Source organism: Rhizobium sp. NLR8a (assembly GCF_019685235.1).
Taxonomy (GTDB): domain Bacteria; phylum Pseudomonadota; class Alphaproteobacteria; order Rhizobiales; family Rhizobiaceae; genus Rhizobium.
This window is the reverse complement of sequence record NZ_JABDWI010000001.1, coordinates 221232-238912: the sequence shown is the minus strand read 5'-3', so window position 1 is coordinate 238912 and position 17681 is coordinate 221232. Positions and strand designations below refer to the sequence as shown.

Annotated in this window: 11 protein-coding genes and 2 pseudogenes; 10 read left to right on the top strand and 3 right to left on the bottom strand. The window is 58.2% G+C overall.

Annotated features, from left to right (window positions below):
* Positions 1–64: 64 nt before the first annotated feature.
* Together HJC04_RS01080 and HJC04_RS01075 are read right to left on the bottom strand one after the other, a co-directional pair.
* Complete coding sequence (locus HJC04_RS01080) at positions 65–1270, bottom strand: aminotransferase class V-fold PLP-dependent enzyme (RefSeq protein WP_168298622.1); 1206 nt, start codon at positions 1268–1270, stop codon at positions 65–67.
* Between the two features lie 162 nt (positions 1271–1432).
* Complete coding sequence (locus HJC04_RS01075; protein ID WP_168298619.1) at positions 1433–2353, bottom strand: LysR family transcriptional regulator; 921 nt, start codon at positions 2351–2353, stop codon at positions 1433–1435.
* Between the two features lie 180 nt (positions 2354–2533).
* Here HJC04_RS01075 and HJC04_RS01070 point away from each other — a divergent pair, with 180 nt between their 5' ends.
* From HJC04_RS01070 to HJC04_RS01045, 6 genes are all read left to right on the top strand, one after another.
* On the top strand, positions 2534–2917 hold the full coding sequence (locus HJC04_RS01070; RefSeq protein WP_168298615.1) for a RidA family protein: 384 nt from the start codon (positions 2534–2536) through the stop codon (positions 2915–2917).
* A 63-nt stretch (positions 2918–2980) separates the two neighbouring features.
* Positions 2981–4003: a carbon-nitrogen hydrolase family protein gene (locus HJC04_RS01065; RefSeq protein WP_168298613.1), complete on the top strand. Its 1023-nt coding sequence runs from the start codon at positions 2981–2983 to the stop codon at positions 4001–4003.
* A 5-nt stretch (positions 4004–4008) separates the two neighbouring features.
* Positions 4009–4995, top strand: a complete 987-nt coding sequence (locus HJC04_RS01060) for a molybdopterin-dependent oxidoreductase (RefSeq protein ID WP_221144614.1) — start codon at positions 4009–4011, stop codon at positions 4993–4995.
* Positions 4996–6534: 1539 nt separating this feature from the next.
* Entirely contained in the window at positions 6535–7242 is a 708-nt protein-coding gene (locus tag HJC04_RS01055; RefSeq protein WP_221096994.1) for a hypothetical protein, read from the top strand.
* Between the two features lie 205 nt (positions 7243–7447).
* Positions 7448–8161, top strand: a complete 714-nt coding sequence (locus HJC04_RS01050; RefSeq protein WP_221096993.1) for a GntR family transcriptional regulator — start codon at positions 7448–7450, stop codon at positions 8159–8161.
* A gap of 1192 nt (positions 8162–9353) precedes the next feature.
* A complete protein-coding gene (locus HJC04_RS01045) occupies positions 9354–9488 on the top strand; it encodes a hypothetical protein (RefSeq protein WP_259666420.1) in 135 nt (44 codons plus the stop codon).
* Positions 9489–9840: 352 nt separating this feature from the next.
* Here HJC04_RS01045 and HJC04_RS01040 read toward each other — a convergent pair whose 3' ends face one another.
* The gene (locus HJC04_RS01040; RefSeq protein WP_221096992.1) at positions 9841–9990 is read right to left on the bottom strand and encodes a hypothetical protein; all 150 of its coding nucleotides are present in this window, start codon (positions 9988–9990) and stop codon (positions 9841–9843) included.
* 186 nt (positions 9991–10176) lie between these two features.
* Between HJC04_RS01040 and HJC04_RS01035 the strand changes: the two genes are divergently transcribed.
* The 4 genes and pseudogenes from HJC04_RS01035 to HJC04_RS01020 all read left to right on the top strand — a co-directional run bounded on the left by HJC04_RS01035 (position 10177) and on the right by HJC04_RS01020 (position 17519).
* Positions 10177–11238 carry a DUF3991 and toprim domain-containing protein gene (locus HJC04_RS01035; RefSeq protein WP_221123933.1) on the top strand — a complete coding sequence of 354 codons (1062 nt, stop codon included), beginning with the start codon at positions 10177–10179 and terminating at the stop codon, positions 11236–11238.
* Positions 11239–11302: 64 nt separating this feature from the next.
* The gene (locus tag HJC04_RS01030) at positions 11303–11908 is read left to right on the top strand and encodes a DUF1419 domain-containing protein (protein ID WP_221123348.1); all 606 of its coding nucleotides are present in this window, start codon (positions 11303–11305) and stop codon (positions 11906–11908) included.
* Positions 11909–11918: 10 nt separating this feature from the next.
* Positions 11919–12304, top strand: a pseudogene (locus HJC04_RS01025) (DUF3085 domain-containing protein).
* 116 nt (positions 12305–12420) lie between these two features.
* Positions 12421–17519 (top strand): annotated as a pseudogene (locus HJC04_RS01020) (lactate dehydrogenase).
* The last annotated feature ends 162 nt before the right edge of the window (positions 17520–17681 follow it).

Below are 17681 nucleotides of genomic sequence, written 5' to 3'. Positions count from 1 at the left end.
AAGGTCGCATCAACTGCTTTGCCTTTTTGCAAAGATCCGCTCATTCGTCAGGCGAGCAAATCTGCTATGAGGCAATACCAGCAATCGCCTCCAGGAACGCATCAATCTCTTCCTCGGTATTGTAATAATGTGGCGACGCTCGCACCACGGGCGGGAGTTGTCGCGTATAGGCGTCGACGGGTGTGCTGGAAGGAGGGGAAACTGAGACGTTGATTCCCTTGCCAGTCAGATAAGCCATGACGGATGACGAGTCCCAGTCGTTGACAGTGAATGAGATGATGGAAGCAAGGGGCGTCCCGAGATCATGCACGGACACGGCTCGTATCCCCCGCAGGCCTTCGCGAAGCTTTGACGAAAGGTGATTGCAGCGCTTTTCGATATTTTTGAGCCCAATATCGAGCGCGTAGTCCACTGCTGCCCGCAGGCCGAGACGAACCGAATAATTCTTCTCCCATGTTTCAAAACGCCTCGCATCAGGTCGCAATTCGTATCGATCCGGACCAGTCCAGGGCGCGCCATAGAGGTCGATCATCACTGGCTCGATCTTATCCAGGAGTGATTTGCGCATGTACATGAATCCCGTTCCCCGTGGCGCTCGGAGAAACTTCCTGCCGGTAGCAGTCAGGATGTCGCACCCGAGCGCGTTGACATCGATCGGGATTTGACCCGCAGCTTGGCATGCGTCGAGAAGATAGAGGATGCCGTTTTTTCGCGCAATTCGACCGATCGCTGCTGCTGGATTGATAAGCCCGCCGTTGGTCGGGATCCAGGTAACTGCTATCAACCGAACGCGATCATCGATCATTTTCGCCAGTGCGTCCGGATCGAGGACCCCAGAAGCGTCATTCGGAATGACCTCGATCGATACGCCGGTGCGCTTGGCAACCTGCAGAAAGGCGATGTAGTTGGCTGCAAATTCGGCACTTGCCGTCAGGATCCGGTCTCCAGGTCCGAAAGAGAGGGAGTAGAAGGCGCGTTGCCAGGCGATCGTCGCATTTTCAGCTATCGCAATCTCGTCGCGGCCACAGTTTACTAATGTAGCCAAGCTGTCATATGTCCCCTCCAGTAGAGAATTGGACTCAGCTGCGGCTTCGTATCCGCCGATCTCCCCTTCCCGGCTTAGGTATTCAACCACCGCTTCAATAACAGGGCTCGGCATCAGCGCAGCACCAGCATTATTGAGGTGGTTTCTGTTTTTTGTGCCGGGGGTATCAGCACGCAAGCGAAGAAGGTCCAAAGTCTTGCGAGCGTCGCGGCTGATTTGCGACATGAGGGATCCTTCCTTTGATCGAGCGTCAATCTTGTTGACGCAATCGGCGTTGTCACGGAAGCTGACAACTTCGCAATCCGATGTGCAGAATTGAGCGACGGGGCGTAAGCGTCCGCCAATTCAGCCGGCCAGAGCGCTCCGCGCAGTCCGATCTGTGAAACTTCACGAAGACCAAGGTGAGTTTCTCAGAAGGCGTTGTTCGTCTCGACGAACCAGCTCTTTCACGAATTGCTTTACGGCTCTCACTCTTGGAAGATAAGCTAGATCTTGGTGTGCTGACATCCAGATCTCGCGCTCGCCGCTCAGTTCGTCGAGCACTGGAACGAGACCCAGGTTTAGACTAAGTGCGAATTCGGGAAGCGCTACGATTCCTGCGCCCGCAGACGCCGCGAACATCTGCGACATCATGCTATTTGAGCTGAACGCAATTTTTGGGGTGGGTACAAGTTCCTCTAGCCAGAGCACGCTTTCTAGCTGAATCAGCTCCTCGATATAGCCAACAAAGCGGTGCTCGCTAAGGTCCGCCGCCTGAGAGGGAACGCCATTTCGCTCAAGATAAGCCTGCGAAGCGAACAACCCAGTCTTGAAACGTCCGATCAGCTGACTGTCGAGAGAAGTTCCATGGGGCTTGAAGAAGCTTAGGAATAAATCAGCTTCCCGGCGAGCGACCCGAACCGTTTGCGGCGATGTTACAAGCTCGAGGTCTAGATCAGGGTACCGGCTACTGAGTTCAACGAGGCGCTCGGAGAGATAAAGCGTTGCGATGCCTTCCATGGTGGCCAATCTGACTGTGCCGCGTATTTCGTCACGATTGCTTACGTCGCTGCGAAGAGCATTCACGCCGTTCTCGATTTCCTCCGCTCGCCGCATTGTAACTAGGCCGGCCGGTGTCAGCAGAAGTCCGTCCTTGGTCCGTTCGACGAGTGCGCCGCCAACCGTATATTCCAGACGAGCAAGTCGACGAGATACGGTGGAGTGGCTGACTTTTAGTTCGCGAGCGGCGCCGGTCATGCTCTTGCACCGGACGACGATTAGGAAGAGTTTGAGATCGTCCCAATCAAGATGATCGATTGCAGTCGCCATGCTCCCTCCGTCTATTTTTGCACAGGGTAGTGCATCCTATTCGGGTTGGCTCGCAAATTCGTTTTGATAGTTTCAAACGTGCTGTGCCGCTGTATGTGTGGTGCGCAGTGAAGCAAAATATCTTGCGGAAACGCTGATCGCCAGCAGGTCGCACTACTTGAACCTACCTTGGGAGAACGCATGTCCAGACGAACTGTGAATGCTTCAAACGCTGCGGCAGTGGGGCCGTATTCGCACGCGACATGGGCCGGCGATCTTCTGTTCTGCTCCGGCCAGACACCGCTAGACCCCGGCACCGGCAAACTTGTCGACGGAAATGTAGCCGACCAGACACGCCAGTGTTTCGATAATCTGTTTCAAGTCCTTGAGGCAGCGGGCCTGGGGTCGGATGATGTCGTATCCGTCAATGTCTATCTCACCGACATGGGTGACTTTGGCCAGATGAATGAGATTTACGCGACGCGTTTTTCATCGCCCTACCCGGCCCGCACCACAATCGGCTGCGCCAGCTTGCCGCTTGGTGCACGCATTGAAATCGGTCTAACAGCAAAGCGGCTATCTTGAGCCTGCCTTTGCCGAGCTAGTCGAGATGGCTGATGGCGAGCCTGGATCTGTAGAGGAATGTTGATGGGAAACATGAAATTCTGGGCCGCGGCTGCTCATATTGCCCCCGTCTATCTCGATCCTGGAGCGAGCGCTGAAAAAGCTTGCTCAGTGATAGCAGAGGCTGTCCGAAACGGCGCATCGCTCGTGGTATTTTCGGAGAGCTTTCTTCCCGGTTTCCCCGTCTGGGCAGCACTTTACCCGCCCATTCAATCGCACCAACATTTCAAACGCTTCTTGAGAGCTTCGGTGTACATAGACGGCCCGGAAATTGAGCGTGTGCGAAAGGCAGCCTCCGATAACGGTGTTTTCGTTTCAATCGGTTTTTCCGAGCGCAACCCGGCAAGTGTCGGAGGGTTGTGGAATAGTAATATCTTGATTTCCGATACCGGACAAATTCTGATCCACCATCGAAAACTGGTCGCGACCTTCTTTGAAAAACTGGTCTGGGATCCAGGCGATGGCGCAGGATTGGTCGTTGCAAGCACGAGGATTGGTCGTATTGGCGGTCTGATTTGCGGAGAGAATACCAATCCGCTCGCGCGCTACAGTCTGATGACGCAGGGCGAGCAAGTCCACATCAGCAGCTATCCGCCGATCTGGCCCACTCGCGTCCCGACAGAAAGCGACAACTACGACAACCGAGCGGCCAACCGCATTCGTGCCTCGGCGCATTGCTTCGAGGCCAAGTGCTTCGGGATCATCGTGGCGGGGCACCTGGACGAAGTCGCACGCAAATCCATTGCTTTGGATGATCCTGCGATCGAAGCGATCATAGATGCCAGTCCGCGGGCCACTAGCTTTTTCCTAGGGCCGACTGGAGCGGCAACTGGTGACGAAATGACCGACGAAGGTATCGGCTATGCCCAAATCGATCTCGACGACTGTGTTGAGCCGAAACGATTTCACGACGTCGTTGCTGGTTACAACCGATTCGATATTTTCGACGTCACCGTGAATCGGATGCGTCGAAACCCAATCAGATTTTTGGAAGGCCGCGCTGAGGACGCTCTAACGAGCCCTGAGGCCGTGGCCATGCCGGAGTAGAGGTGATGGCGCGGACGGGTATGCACATGACCAAGAAGGGGTTCTCCTTCCAGGGCCCTGCCGACGGCGTTCATGCCCTTAAATCGTGGATCACCCCTGAAGATGATCTTTTTCTGGTCACGCATATGGGGTTCCTGGAGATCGACCCCGAGCATTGGCATTTGGATGTCGATGGCCTCGTGGGTAACCCGACGAGATTGCATCTGTCTGACCTTCGAGCAATGCCACAGCGCGAGTACATGTCGTTTCACGAATGCGCTGGAAGTCCGCTTGCTCCGACAGTGGCTAAACGCAGAATCGGAAATGTAGTTTGGAAAGGTGTGCCACTGTCGATTGTTCTGGAACGCGCAAAGATCAGCAGCCATGCGTCTTACATCTGGACTTCCGGCCTCGAGTGGGGCGAATACGCAGATGTTGAAGAAGCCTATCAAAAAGACCTGCCGATAGCCAAAGCACTTGCAGAAGAAGTTATCCTCGCGCTTGAGATCAACGGTCGGCCACTCACTCCAGAGCGCGGAGGACCGGTTCGATTGGTCGTGCCAGGTTGGTATGGCACAAACTCCGTAAAATGGGTTGGTTCGATCACGGCTGCGGATCGGCGCGCAAGCGGCGCCTATACGACGCGCTTTTATAATGACCCCACCGCGTCGGGAACGAAGCCGGTTTGGGGCGTGGCCCCGGAGTCCGTTATCGTATCGCCGTCCCCAAATGATCTGCTGTCAGCGGACATGCCAACGAAAATATGGGGCTGGGCTTGGGGAAATCGCCAGATCTCTAGCGTCGAGGTCAGCGTGGACGGTGGAGGCTCATGGCGGACTGCCTCAGTAGGGCCGCGCGAGGGAAGAAGTTGGCAGCGGTTCGAGTTGCCGTGGACCCCTACATCAGGCCAGAATATCTTGCTATGTCGGTGCACAGATGAATTTGGGGAGGGACAGCCGCTGACTGACGCGAGAAATGCGGTGCACACGGTTCAAGTTGACGTTGATCCTTGACCCGGAGCCCACTGCGACATTGGGATGGGCATTCACGGACGCACGAAAAAATCGAGATTTCTCGATGAGCCAGCAGCACTACGGTCTGCCACATCGACAGGACAAGAGCTTTCCAGCGAAAGTTACGATCGGGTGGAACCGAAACGGTAGCCCGCCGTCACACCAGCCCACGCACGACAAACACCGCCCGTTGAACGGCCAGGCGATGATCGCGATCATGCGCTGTAGATCAGCAGTTGTCGCAGCACCTGTCCGCGCTTGTCATCCGATCATTGGCGACACCAGGGCGCTTGTTTTGGAATGCGGACTGGTATCGTCATCATGGCCATCCGTCTTTCCCCTAGTCATCACGGGGTGCATTTCGTTTGTGACTCGATTGAGAAAACCATGCGCAAGAGCCCTCACTCCTGCCAAATCTGGGAGGCTCGCTGCCACGACCTCTTCGCCGATGTCCCCGGACTACCTACAATCTGGATACCTCATTCGTACGCCAATTGTGGGCAATATGGGCCCGACGAACACGCCTCGCTTTCTGTCACTCGCAAAGAAATTATGAAAATGACCGGTATTTTTCTCGACATCGGCGAATGTGCGTCGGCTCGTAGCTGCCATGGGGAGTAGGACATTAATCGGATGTACCTTTGCTGAATCTGCTGCGCTGTTCACCTCTGTAGGTACGCAACCGCCGGCGCGATAGTCTAGCGTGGCGCGCCCAACGATTCTCGCGGCGACAATTGCGTTCGTCGAATGTGCACGAATAGTAGCTGACCCTGCTACCTCATCCTCGGGAAAACCTTTCGCCTCCCAAGGCAGCCACGTGTTGTGGCTATGAGACCGCCTGTGTCGCGGGGATAAAAGTATCAATGGTCCGGGAGCGAGCGCCGGTGACTGGCGCGATAAGAATGCCGTTCGTTTTTGCTTTGCGGTGTGTCGCTCGCCCAGCGAAACTAGTCGGATCCACCGCAAGGGAGCCAGGATGTCATCGTTTCCGACCTGCCGAGAACACTTTTTGGTGCCGGCCGAATATAATGGTGGCCCGAGTAAACCGACTTCGGCGTAACCGGTGTTCTTCCCACGCGTTCTCCTGTCAACGATCTGTCCGACTTTCAATACAAGAGCGAAGGAAGTGTCTCCTTCGAGACTCCGATTCTGCCAATAAATTCAACTCACTGGCGATCGGCGCGATGGTGACGAAATACTCAATCCGACCAACATTTCGGAGTTGTCAGATAGAGGGGAACTTTTCGTGCTGCTTGAGGGAGTCATAGCCGTACATGACCACTTCGAGCTTTGGCCATCACCAGCGGAGATTGTCAGCTCGAACATTCGCGGACTCAAGCAAACCTTCAACGCGGTTGCGTAATACTATATCGGTTCGAGTTTTGTATTCGATCACTAAAGTATAAACCTACGCTATGGCGATTGGCCAAATATATCAAAAAATATATTATTGTTAAATATTGATCTATGGCGGAGCGCCGTCTAGACCTGCTCAACACGTGCTAGGGGGACTACCCTGGTCAGCGACGGGAGGCTTAGATGAACCGACGTGACAAAATGCATCCAAACAAAGCCAGGCGTGATAGCCCGGAAATGAGGCTCGCCTTCCTCGATTGCGTACGTGTGGTTGCTCCACGGGGTGCTATACGCCGGCCGGCCGCACGGAACGACCATCTGAATGCACTTCGCGAAGTCGCAGATAGCGGAAGATATTATCGGGTTAACCGTCCCGTGGTGACCGGCATGGAGCCGAGCCTTGAAAAATTGTCGACATTGCAACAACCATCTGCCGAACACGAGGCAAGCATAGGTCTGGGCCAAACCAAAGCACTTCTCGCCACCAAACACGAACCGGAACGAATGCATCAGATCACATGGTCTCTTTCAAAATCTGAACGTGTCTTTGATTGCGCTGGAGGTGATTCAGACAACGGCGAAACCATCGCTACTGATGGACAAGTCGAGGCTCTCGCGAACCGCGGATACATCAAATCCGCCGATGCCTGTAATCGGCTGATTGATAGGAATAACCGATCGGCAAAATTACTCATTGACGGTGAGGCCGACACACGTCCACCGAAGAGCTATCATGAACATGTTGATTTTGAAAACTGCCACTACATTGATGGCACTTGCAGGCCTTGGAGACACGGTTCGCTTAAAGCCGGCCGCTTACGCGAAATACGACAGGCGGTAGACATTGGACCAGCGCGCCATCCCGACGCAGCCTTGTGCCTATGGCATTGAAATGAGTGGCAGAATGCGATAGCTGCCAATTACGGCCGCGGCTGTAATACAGGTGGTTGATGCCGAATCCCGTTCGGGCGCGAAACGCGGTGCCGGTATTGGAAGGGCCGACTAATTCGACCTTCAATTCGAAGCGACCGTCCGGTCTCAATGCAAGAAGCTCCTGTAGGGTCCTTGAAGGATATCGACAGAGGAAAACTATCAAATGCGGTGTTGCAAGAACGCGCCCCAAGGTCGTGGGGGTGACCCAAATTTTTCTACTGAACCAGAACCTGCAAAGGCCGATATTGCCTACGATGCTATTCGACAAATTCTCCACAGTAACGGTCGTGTGCCGGGGCAACATCTCAGGGAACAGGATCTAGCGTCTAAGCTCGATCTTGGTCGAACGCCAGTTCGCGAAGCGCTTCAGCGGCTCGCGGCTGAAGGGAAGATCCAATACATCCCTCAAAGAGGCTTTTTCACGAGGCCGATGTCGGAAAGAACTCTGTTAGATTTTTATGTTGTCGGACGTGAGACCCTGATCTCGGCGTTAAATCGAATGCGGCCGCAGGTCCCAGAAAGCTGGACCGTGACGGATAAATTGTCCCCTGACGAACTTGCCTTAGGGGCAGAAGCGATATTCACTAAAATCGCCCAAGAAGCATCGAATTGCGAGGCTTGCAAAATCGTCCACCGATTCTGTTTTTGCACTCACCCTTTACGAATGGAAATAACTGCGTCGGAACTTCGGCCCGCGTTTGTCGAAAGCCTCGAGAAGCTAATTGCCGCAATGTCTGAACTCGGCACGGCAACGACCCTGGTGGAGTCCGCGTTGATGAACCACCTTGATCTAGAACAGGGTGCCGTCTCAAGAATTGTACAAGAGGTGAACGAACGTGGGTTAACAGGTTTTCCGGGGCCTGCGAAAAGTTTGTGACATCGCAACGGTCATCTCGACGAATGATCCTAATCAACGAACCTGAAGGATTTTGTCGAGTGCCGCGCATATCTGCGGCTGCTGCGGGCAATCCAAAAGCCGACGTCGGCATCACCTGCCAGCATTTTAATCATGTTGCCAAATCAAAGAGGTTGCCGCCATCCCTTCAGCATTCCAGAATATAGCGCTGGCAAAGCGAAAGGTGCTTGTGTCCTATCGGGCAACGCCCTGCGCAGGTTGCCGCGGCTTGCCCAGGCCAGTTATGATGATCGAGCGACGTTTTCAGCCGAAGTCTCAAAAGACATTGTGCCAAACATCATAACAGCCAGCGGGATCGACGCTGCGACCTTGCGGACAGAGGTTACGCCCGGCGGGTATCTCCTCAAAACCAATGCATCGCTTCAGATCGACTTGCCGGCTCCCTAGGCTACGTCTTCCGCCAATATCGCGTGCTTACCTCTCGCCTCAACGACACCACAGGTAATACAGACTTTGTTGTCGTGCGGTTTCCGCAGGGCAGCCTTAACGCCACCGTCGCGCAGAGATTCGCGGGGCTTTGCCGGGCCCAGCCTTCTGGCGATGATCCTGTTTGAGAAGTTTGCGCAGCATCAATCGCTGAAACCGAACCTCCCAATTGGCGGGATCGAGCGAGCCCGTTGCATCCAGCCCGCAGAATCCTTCAACTTGAACGACGGAGCAAAGATCTTCCAATCCTGGGCGACGAAGCCGTCGACATCTTTGCGCACGAGCTTTTCCCAAATTGCATGACGGTCACTCGCGACGTGGATTAAGATCGAATGGCTTCCTTCAGCTTGGGTCGCTCTTTAGCCGGTTTCCAATTGACAATCCAGTATGTTTGTGTGACATACGTACTGCCGCATTTCGCAGCTGGCGCGGCCCGAAGGCGATTGACGTTGTAGGAAGACCTCCTGAAAGAACGGGCGGATGACTGTCTACCTAATCGGAATCGACGGCGACGGCACCAGCTGCAGTGCGGCAGTAGCCGGTGCGAACGGGAGTATCCTTGCGCGGACTCAAGCCGGACCAGCCAACATTCTCTTCGATCCGGATAGGTCGATGTTTTCCGCAAACCTGCTGGGCTTTAGCTGAGTGGAACCAGCGCCCCATGAAGATAGCAATGCTCTCGCCGTTTGAACGAACCTGTCTCCATTGGATATCGAGAGGCCGGACTGTGGCTGATATCGCGTTGATCGAGGGAAAGGATACCGCTGAAATTCAGGCGTGCGTGGAGCGTGCGGTTAAATCGCTCAACGCCGAATCAGTGGAACAGGCGCTTGAGAAAGTGAAGCTCACGCGATCTGGCTGATCGCAGTGTGGTTGCGGGCGCCGGACGCTTTCACCTTGCCTAGCATGCTGCCTGCAAATGCATCGTTCTGGCAACGTCAGGCCCGCAGCAAGATCGCGCCATCGGTTTGAAAAACACGGAGAGAATGGCTCCTGCGTTCGGCGGAACGCAGCCGAACCGAGGTGACCACGAAAGCAAGCCAATCCGCGCGTTTGTGATGGGTCCTGGCCGAGCTCCGGATTCCACGAACAACACGCTGAAAGGTCCGCTCGCAAGGTGCGGCCGCTGCCGCTCCGCGGCGCGGTGATCGCGCCCGTCCCGAGCCTTTGATGAGCCATCGAGCGGGAATTGGCCCGCTCCCACTGGAGCCCTTCTAAACTCGCTCGATCATTTCCTCGCACAGTCCCGCGCCTTCCAGCTCCCATGACCTGATGGTCCGGTCACCGTCTTTGAAGTCGAGGGTGAATACAGCGTCTTTCCCTCTGACGAGATCGATGCCGACGACGACCTTGAGATCGTCCATGAATTTTTCCCCCGGCCGGCGCATCGAGCCGGCCTTTGGCGTGCCGCTTGCGAGCAGCAGGCCGCAAGGGAGGCTTCGCCGCAGCCGTGCATTGCATGATCCGACAATTGCCAGCCGCGCCCTTGCAGTCTTTGCTCTTCGCGGCGGGCCGAAGGGTGCCCACGAATCGACGGGCAAGGAAAGGCAATGGAGGCCGATCGCAGTGCGATCGGGAGCAAAATGAAAAGAAGAGAGATAGAGGCGCTGCGTGAGCAGGTGAGCTGCGCGGCCGTTCTTGAACAGGCGAGGTTCGCCATCGACATCAAGGAAAGCACCCGGCGGGCAGTCAAGTTTCGCCGTGGTGGTGAAATCATCATCGTCGCGCATGAGGGGCGCGGATGGTTTGATCCGCTCAGCGATGCGAAAGGCGATGTCTTCGGGCTTGTCGAGCATCTCGATCATGTCGGTTTTCTCGAAGGCGCCGATAGGGTCGCGGATCTCGTTGGTTTCGAGATCACGGAACCGGAGTGGCAGCCTGCGAGCCGCGATGGAGGATGCAACCTCTCTCTTGCCGAGCGCTGGCAAGCGCGCCGCAGCCCATGGCCCGGTTCATCGACGTGGCGCTACCTCAACGGCGAGCGCCGGCTGCCACCACCTATACTCTGTGAGGCGATCAAAGCGGGGCTTCTTCGGGAAGGCCCGTGTGGCAGCATATGGGCAGCGCATACGGACAATGCCGGCGTGGTGACCGGATGGGAGGCGCGCGGACCGCAATACCGTGGCTTCGCCTCTGGAGGGGCGAAGGTTCTCTTCCGTCTTGGGTTGGATACTGCGTTGCGCCTGGCCGTCACGGAAGCTGCGATCGACGCCATGAGCCTTGCGGCAATCGAAGGGTTCGATGACGGCACCCTCTATCTCAGCACCGGCGGCGGGTGGTCGCCGGCCACGCAAACCGCACTGCGGGAATTGGCCTCCCGACCGGACGCCCGGCTGGTCGCTGCGACGGACGCCAATGCACAAGGGGATCTGTTTGCCACGCGATTGCGGTCGCTTGCCGAGGATGCCGGTTGCGAGTGGACCCGGTTGCGCCCGGGCGAGGAGGACTGGAACGAAACCCTGAAGGTCAGGGAGAAAGAAAAGAGGGAAAGAAAGGCAGGAAGCGTGCCGCATTCGCACCGCCCGCGTCAAGGGAGGCTTCGCCCGGCTGAGCCGGCCCTTGACCCAGCCGGTCGCGATGCCGGCGCCAGGCAAGGGGTCATGAAGGACTGAAGGGGATGGCGAGGTCGATAGGACGGCGCCGCACTTCGGTCCGAAAACGCGCAAGGAGCCGCAGATGATCCCCTCTCCCGCAACCACCAAGGTTTTCCAGGGCGTCGCAAGCCGCCAACAGATGTTCCGCATGTTTGACCGCCACGCGGAGCGCCCAAAGCGTTGGGATGGTGATGCCGCGCCGTTCTACTCGGGCGAATGGTTCGAGATCGGCGAGACCGAACATGACTACATGTTCGAGGTCCTTCCACCATTGTGGATCCGAGGATCCACGTTTGCGATGCGCGAGTTCATGACTGGCTCGGTGACATCAGTATTCTTCGCGCTCAGGATCGAGGCGTCCATCCGATATTTCCATGGCTACTGCGATCTTTCGGGTAAGGCATCCGTCGAAACGATGCGCGTCGCCATCATCGAGCGCGAAAGCCGAACGGTCCGGGCGATGACGCGGCAAGAGCGGCTCGAGCATAGCTGGAGCATCACTGCCGGCGATTACCGCGGCTATGCCGGAGACGAGTGGCCGCAGTCCGCTCGCGGCAAGCGCACCGTCATACTCTATGGCGGCAACGAAGGCACCTTGCTGAAGCTGCTCGACGAACTCACGGACGGGGAGACTGCTGCGAAGCTGCCGGTGCATCTTCGCCACCTTCCCTCCCAGACCGCCGCGTGAGGGGGAGGCCATGTTCACTTTCAGCGTGGTCGAGGTCAGTGCGGTGATCGTGCACGGACGTACCGACGCGGAAGCCAATGGCGGCTTCCGCAACCCCCACTATGGTCTACTCCCGGGTAAGGACGAACGGCCAGGTCTGTGGATCGTCGGCGACGAAGGCGTCTATCTGCTGTCCAATGGCAAACCGGCAGAAGGTCAAAGGGCGCTGAGTGCGATCCGCAGACCGATCCGGACTGCTGGCATTACAAACGTCGGTATTTCGAGGGAGACGACGGGATAGTCTTCATCGCCGGCGCGAGCCTGGAAGCCATGCTTTCCACAACCCCGGAACCCACGCATCTGCGGGCGCAGGTTACGTCGGAAACCATGCAGTTCTCCGTAGTCACGCGCTCGTAGCTCGCGATCGCTGCAGCCGGACGAACCAGATCCAAATTCCTCACCTCATTCATCCGCCATCGCCCGCGGGACCTGTCCTGCGGGCGATGGCGCATATCCTCGAAAAGGAGTCTTCAATGTCCAACGATCCCTTCACCCTCGATATGTTTGTAAGCAGCGCGTTGTCGTCCGGCCTTGGCTTGGGCGTCACCGCGTTTGGCGGTTTCGCCGCCAACGACGACGATCCCGATCCGCCGCCGCCCTCCCCTGCGCCGGCATTGCCTCCACCAGTTGCGAAGCAGCCGGCGCCGCGGACACACGGCCTGCGGGGTAACTTCTATCTCGACAATGGCGATCGTGGACTTGCGATCGACTGGAAGCAAAGGGCGAAGGCGAATCTTGTGGCCATCCTGACCGCCAACGAAATCGAAAAGCAGGATCGACCCGCCACCAGTGACGAACAGGCAAAACTGATCCGCTTTACCGGTTTTGGCGCATCGGAACTCGCAAACGGCATGTTCCGGCGTCCAGGCGACGTCGATTTCCAGGAAGGCTGGGGTGACCTCGGCAGTTCGCTGGAAAGCGCCGTCACCGACGCCGATTATGCTTCGCTCGCGCGTGGAATCCAATTTGCTCACTTCACTCCCGAGTTCATCGTCCGCTCGATCTGGGCGGGCTTGCGGCGGCTCGGATGGCGCGGGGGCCGCGTGCTGGAGCCGGGAATCGGCACGGGCCTTTTTCCGGCGCTGATGCCAACGGCGCTCCGTGACACAAGCTATGTCACCGGGATCGAACTCGATTCGGTAACAGCGCGCATTGTCCGGCTTCTTCAGCCGAAGGCACGCATCATCAACGCCGACTTCGCGCGCACCGATCTCAACGCGATCTATGATCTCGCGATCGGCAATCCGCCCTTCTCCGATCGAACAGTTCGGTCGGACCGGCAGTACCGTCCGCTCGGTCTGCGGCTGCACGACTACTTCATTGCCCGGTCGATCGATCTCTTGAAGCCCGGTGCGCTCGCCGCGTTCGTGACAAGCAGCGGCACGATGGACAAGGTGGACAGCACAGCGCGAGAGCATATCGCCAGGTCTGCCGATCTGATCGCAGCGGCCCGCCTCCCCGAGGGCAGCTTCCGCTGCGACGCTGGCACGGATGTGGTCGTGGACATCCTGTTTTTTCGCAAGCGCAAGGCCGGCGAGCCGGAGGGTGATCTGTCATGGCTCGAACTCGAAGAGGTTCGTCCTGCGACATCCGACGAGGGGGCGATCCGCGTAAACCGCTGGTTCGCGCGGCACCCGGATTTCGTGCGCGGCGAGCATGCCTCAACGTCTGGCCCGTTCGGCGAGACCTATACATGCCGGCCACGCGCCGGTGAAGACCTGCAAACGGCACTGAAGGCCGTGATCGCTCTTCTCCCTGAGGATCGGTATGACGGCGAGCCGACGTCGGTCGACATTGATCTGGAAGAGGAGTTGGGCGAGATCGTCGACCTCCGCCCCGCCAACGACAAGGTCCGCGAGGGCAGCTTCTTCCTCAATAACCGCCACGGTCTCATGCAAATGATCGACGGAGCCCCGCTCGCGGTTTCGGTGCGAAAAGGCAGGTCAGGCGAAGGCCTGTCCGAAAAACATGTCCGGATCATCAAGAAGCTGATTCCCATCCGCGACGCCGTCCGCGAGGTGCTGAAAGCGCAGGAACGCGACCAGCCGTGGCGCGATCTGCAGGTTCGGCTGCGTATCGCCTGGTCGAGTTTCATCCGCGACTTCGGGCCGATCAACCACACAACGGTCTCGATCTCTGATGACGAGGAAAGCGGCGAGGTCCGCGAAACCCATCGTCGGCCGAATCTCCAGCCGTTCCTGGACGATCCCGATTGCTGGCTGGTGGCCTCGATCGAGGACTACGACCTCGAAACCGATACGGCGAAGCCTGGTCCGATCTTCACCGAGCGGGTGATTTCTCCTCCCGCGCCGCCGGTCATAACTTCGGCTGCCGACGCGCTCGCCGTCGTTCTCAACGAGCGTGGCTGCGTCGATCCCGAGCATATTGCCGAGCTGCTGCACCGTGATGCGGATGCTGTGATCGACGAACTCGGTGACGCCATCTTCCGCGATCCCGCGGATGGCTCCTGGCAGACCTCCGACGCCTATCTCTCCGGCCCGGTCCGCACGAAGCTCACGGTCGCCGAAGCGGCGGCTGCGCTCGATCCGGCGTTTGAGCGCAATGTCCGAGCGCTGCAGGACGTCCAGCCTGCCGACCTCCGACCGTCGGATATCACCGCCCGTCTCGGCGCACCCTGGATTCCGGCTGCCGATGTCGTCGCCTTCGTCAAGCAAACGATGGATGTGGACATCAGGATTCACCATATGCCGGAACTCGGGTCATGGACCGTCGAGGCACGCCAGTTTGCCTATAGCGCCGGCGGCACCTCCGAATGGGGCACAAGCCGCCGTCACGCGGGCGAACTGCTGGCTGACGCGCTGAACAGCCGGATTTCGCAGATCTTCGACGTGTTCAAGGATGTTGGCGGTGAACGCCGCGTTCTGAATGTCGTCGACACGGAAGCAGTGCGCGACAAGCTGCAAAGATCAAGGAGGCTTTTCAGAACTGGGTCTGGACTGACCCAGACCGCACCGACCGGCTTGCGCGGGTCTATAATGACCGCTTCAACAACCTCGCGCCTCGAAAATTCGACGGCTCCCATCTAAAGCTTCCCGGCGCCTCCGGCGCCTTTGTTTTGTATGGGCACCAGAAGCGTGGAATCTGGAGGATCATCTCCTCCGGCTCGACCTATCTCGCCCATGCTGTCGGCGCCGGCAAGACGATGACGATGGCAGCCGCGATCATGGACCAGCGCCGGCTCGGCCTAATCGCCAAGGCGATGCTGGTCATGCCAAGCCATTGCCTCGCACAGGCGGCGCGCGAGTTCCTGGCGCTGTATCCGAACGCTCGTATCCTCGTCGCCGACGAAACCAACTTCACCAAAGACAAGCGGGCACGTTTCCTGTCGCGAGCCGCCACGGCCAACTGGGATGCTGTTATCATCACCCATTCGGCCTTCAGGTTCATCGCCGTGCCGTCGGCGTTCGAAAGCCACATGATCCAAGAAGAGTTGGAGCTCTACGAGGAGCTTTTGACCAAGGTGGACAGCGAGGATCGGGTGTCGCGCAAGCGGCTCGAGCGCCTGAAGGAAGGCTTGCAAGAGCGGTTGGAAGCGCTCTCAACCCGCAAGGACGACTTTCTCACGATCTCGGAAATTGGCGTCGATCAGATCATTGTCGACGAGGCGCAGGAATTCCGCAAACTCTCTTTTGCGACCAATATGTCGACACTGAAAGGCATCGACCCGAACGGATCGCAGCGGGCCTGGGACCTTTATATCAAGTCCCGCTATATCGAGACCAAGAATCCCGGCCGCGCGCTCGTGCTGGCCTCCGGCACGCCAATCACCAACACTCTCGGTGAGATGTTCTCGATCCAGCGCCTGCTCGGCCACGAGGCGCTGCGCGAACGCGGGCTTCACGAATTCGACGCCTGGGCCTCGACCTTCGGCGACACGACGACCGAACTCGAAATCCAGCCGTCGGGCAAATACAAGCCGGTGAGCCGGTTCGCGAGCTTCGTCAACGTGCCGGAGCTGATCGCGATGTTCCGCTCGTTCGCCGACGTCGTGATGCCGGAGGACCTGAAGCAATATGTCAAGGTTCCGGACGTCTCGACCGGACGGCGGCAGATCCTGACGGCGCAACCGACGCCGGCCTTCAAACTCTATCAGCAGATCCTCGACAGCCGCATCAAGGCGATTGAGATGCGAGAGGGGCCAGCGCAGCCCGGCGACGATATCCTGCTGTCCGTCATCACCGACGGCCGACACGCGGCGATCGACCTGCGCCTGGTCATTCCGGCAAACGACGACGAGCCGGACAACAAGCTCAATCTCCTCATCGAGAACGCCTTTCGCATCTGGACGGAAACGAGCGAAAACACCTATCTTCGTCCGGACGGCAAGCCCTATGAACTTCCAGGCGCGGCGCAGATGATCTTCTCCGATCTCGGCACCATCAATGTCGAGAAGACGCGCGGCTTCTCCGCTTACCGCTGGATTCGTGACGAACTGATCCGCCTAGGCGTGCCCGCGTCGGAAATCGCCTTTATGCAGGACTTCAAGAAGACCGAGGCCAAGCAGCGACTGTTCGGTGACGTCCGTTCGGGCAAGGTTCGCTTCCTGATCGGCTCGTCTGAGACCATGGGCACTGGCGTCAACGCCCAGCTCAGGTTGAAGGCGCTGCATCACCTCGACGTGCCGTGGCTCCCATCGCAGATCGAGCAGCGCGAGGGCAGGATCGTACGCCAGGGCAATCAGCACGATGTCGTCGACGTCTTCGCCTACGCCACGCGAGGGTCACTTGATGCTGCGATGTGGCAGAACAACGAGCGCAAGGCTCGCTTCATCGCCGCCGCCCTTTCCGGCGACATCTCGATCCGCAGGTTGGACGACCTTGGGGAGGGCCAGGCCAACCAGTTTGCCATGGCCAAGGCGATTGCCTCGGGCGACGAGCGCCTGATGCAGAAGGCCGGGCTCGAAGCCGATATCGCTCGGCTCGAACGGCTGCGCGCCGCCCATGATGACGACCTGTTCGCGGTGCGCCGCCAGGTCCGGGACGCCGAACGCGACATCGAGGTATCGCTCCGGCGGATCGGCGAGATCGGCAAGGACATCGCGCGGCTGGTTCCGACTGCGGGAGATGCCTTTACGATGACCGTCACAGGCGTTTCATACGACGAGCGAAAGGAAGCCGGCCGCGCGCTGATGAAGGAAATCCTCACCCTCGTCCAGCTTCAACAGGAGAGCGAGATCGTCGTCGCCTCCATTGGTGGCTTCGATCTCGTCTACGATGGCGAGCGCTTCGGCAAGTCTGACGGTTATCGCTACACCACCATGCTTCAGCGCACGGGCGCGGACTACGAGATCGATCTCGCCGTCACGGTGACGCCGATCGGCGCCGTCTTCCGCCTCGAGCATGCGCTGGATGATTTCGACGGGGAGCGGGAACGCTATCGCCAGCGGCTGGAGGAAGCGCGCCGGCGTCTTGCTTCCTACCAGTCCCGTCAGGGTGGCGATTTTACCTTCGCGAGTGAGCTGGCCGAAAAGCGTCGCCAGCTCCGGGAGGTTGAGGCGGAACTCGCGGCCGAGGCGCGCGAGGCAGGGGCCTCTGCCAGGGAGTCAGCCTGATTTTGGAAGCAGTGCAGCATGTGCATAGGTGCATTGCACAATAAATGTTTTCCATCTGATCAAAATATCATCATAGTGCACACAGCTGATGCACATGGCGGTCTCCTCCCAGTGCCGCCGCAACGGCTGTTCCCCTCTGGAGGTTAAATAACCTTCACACTT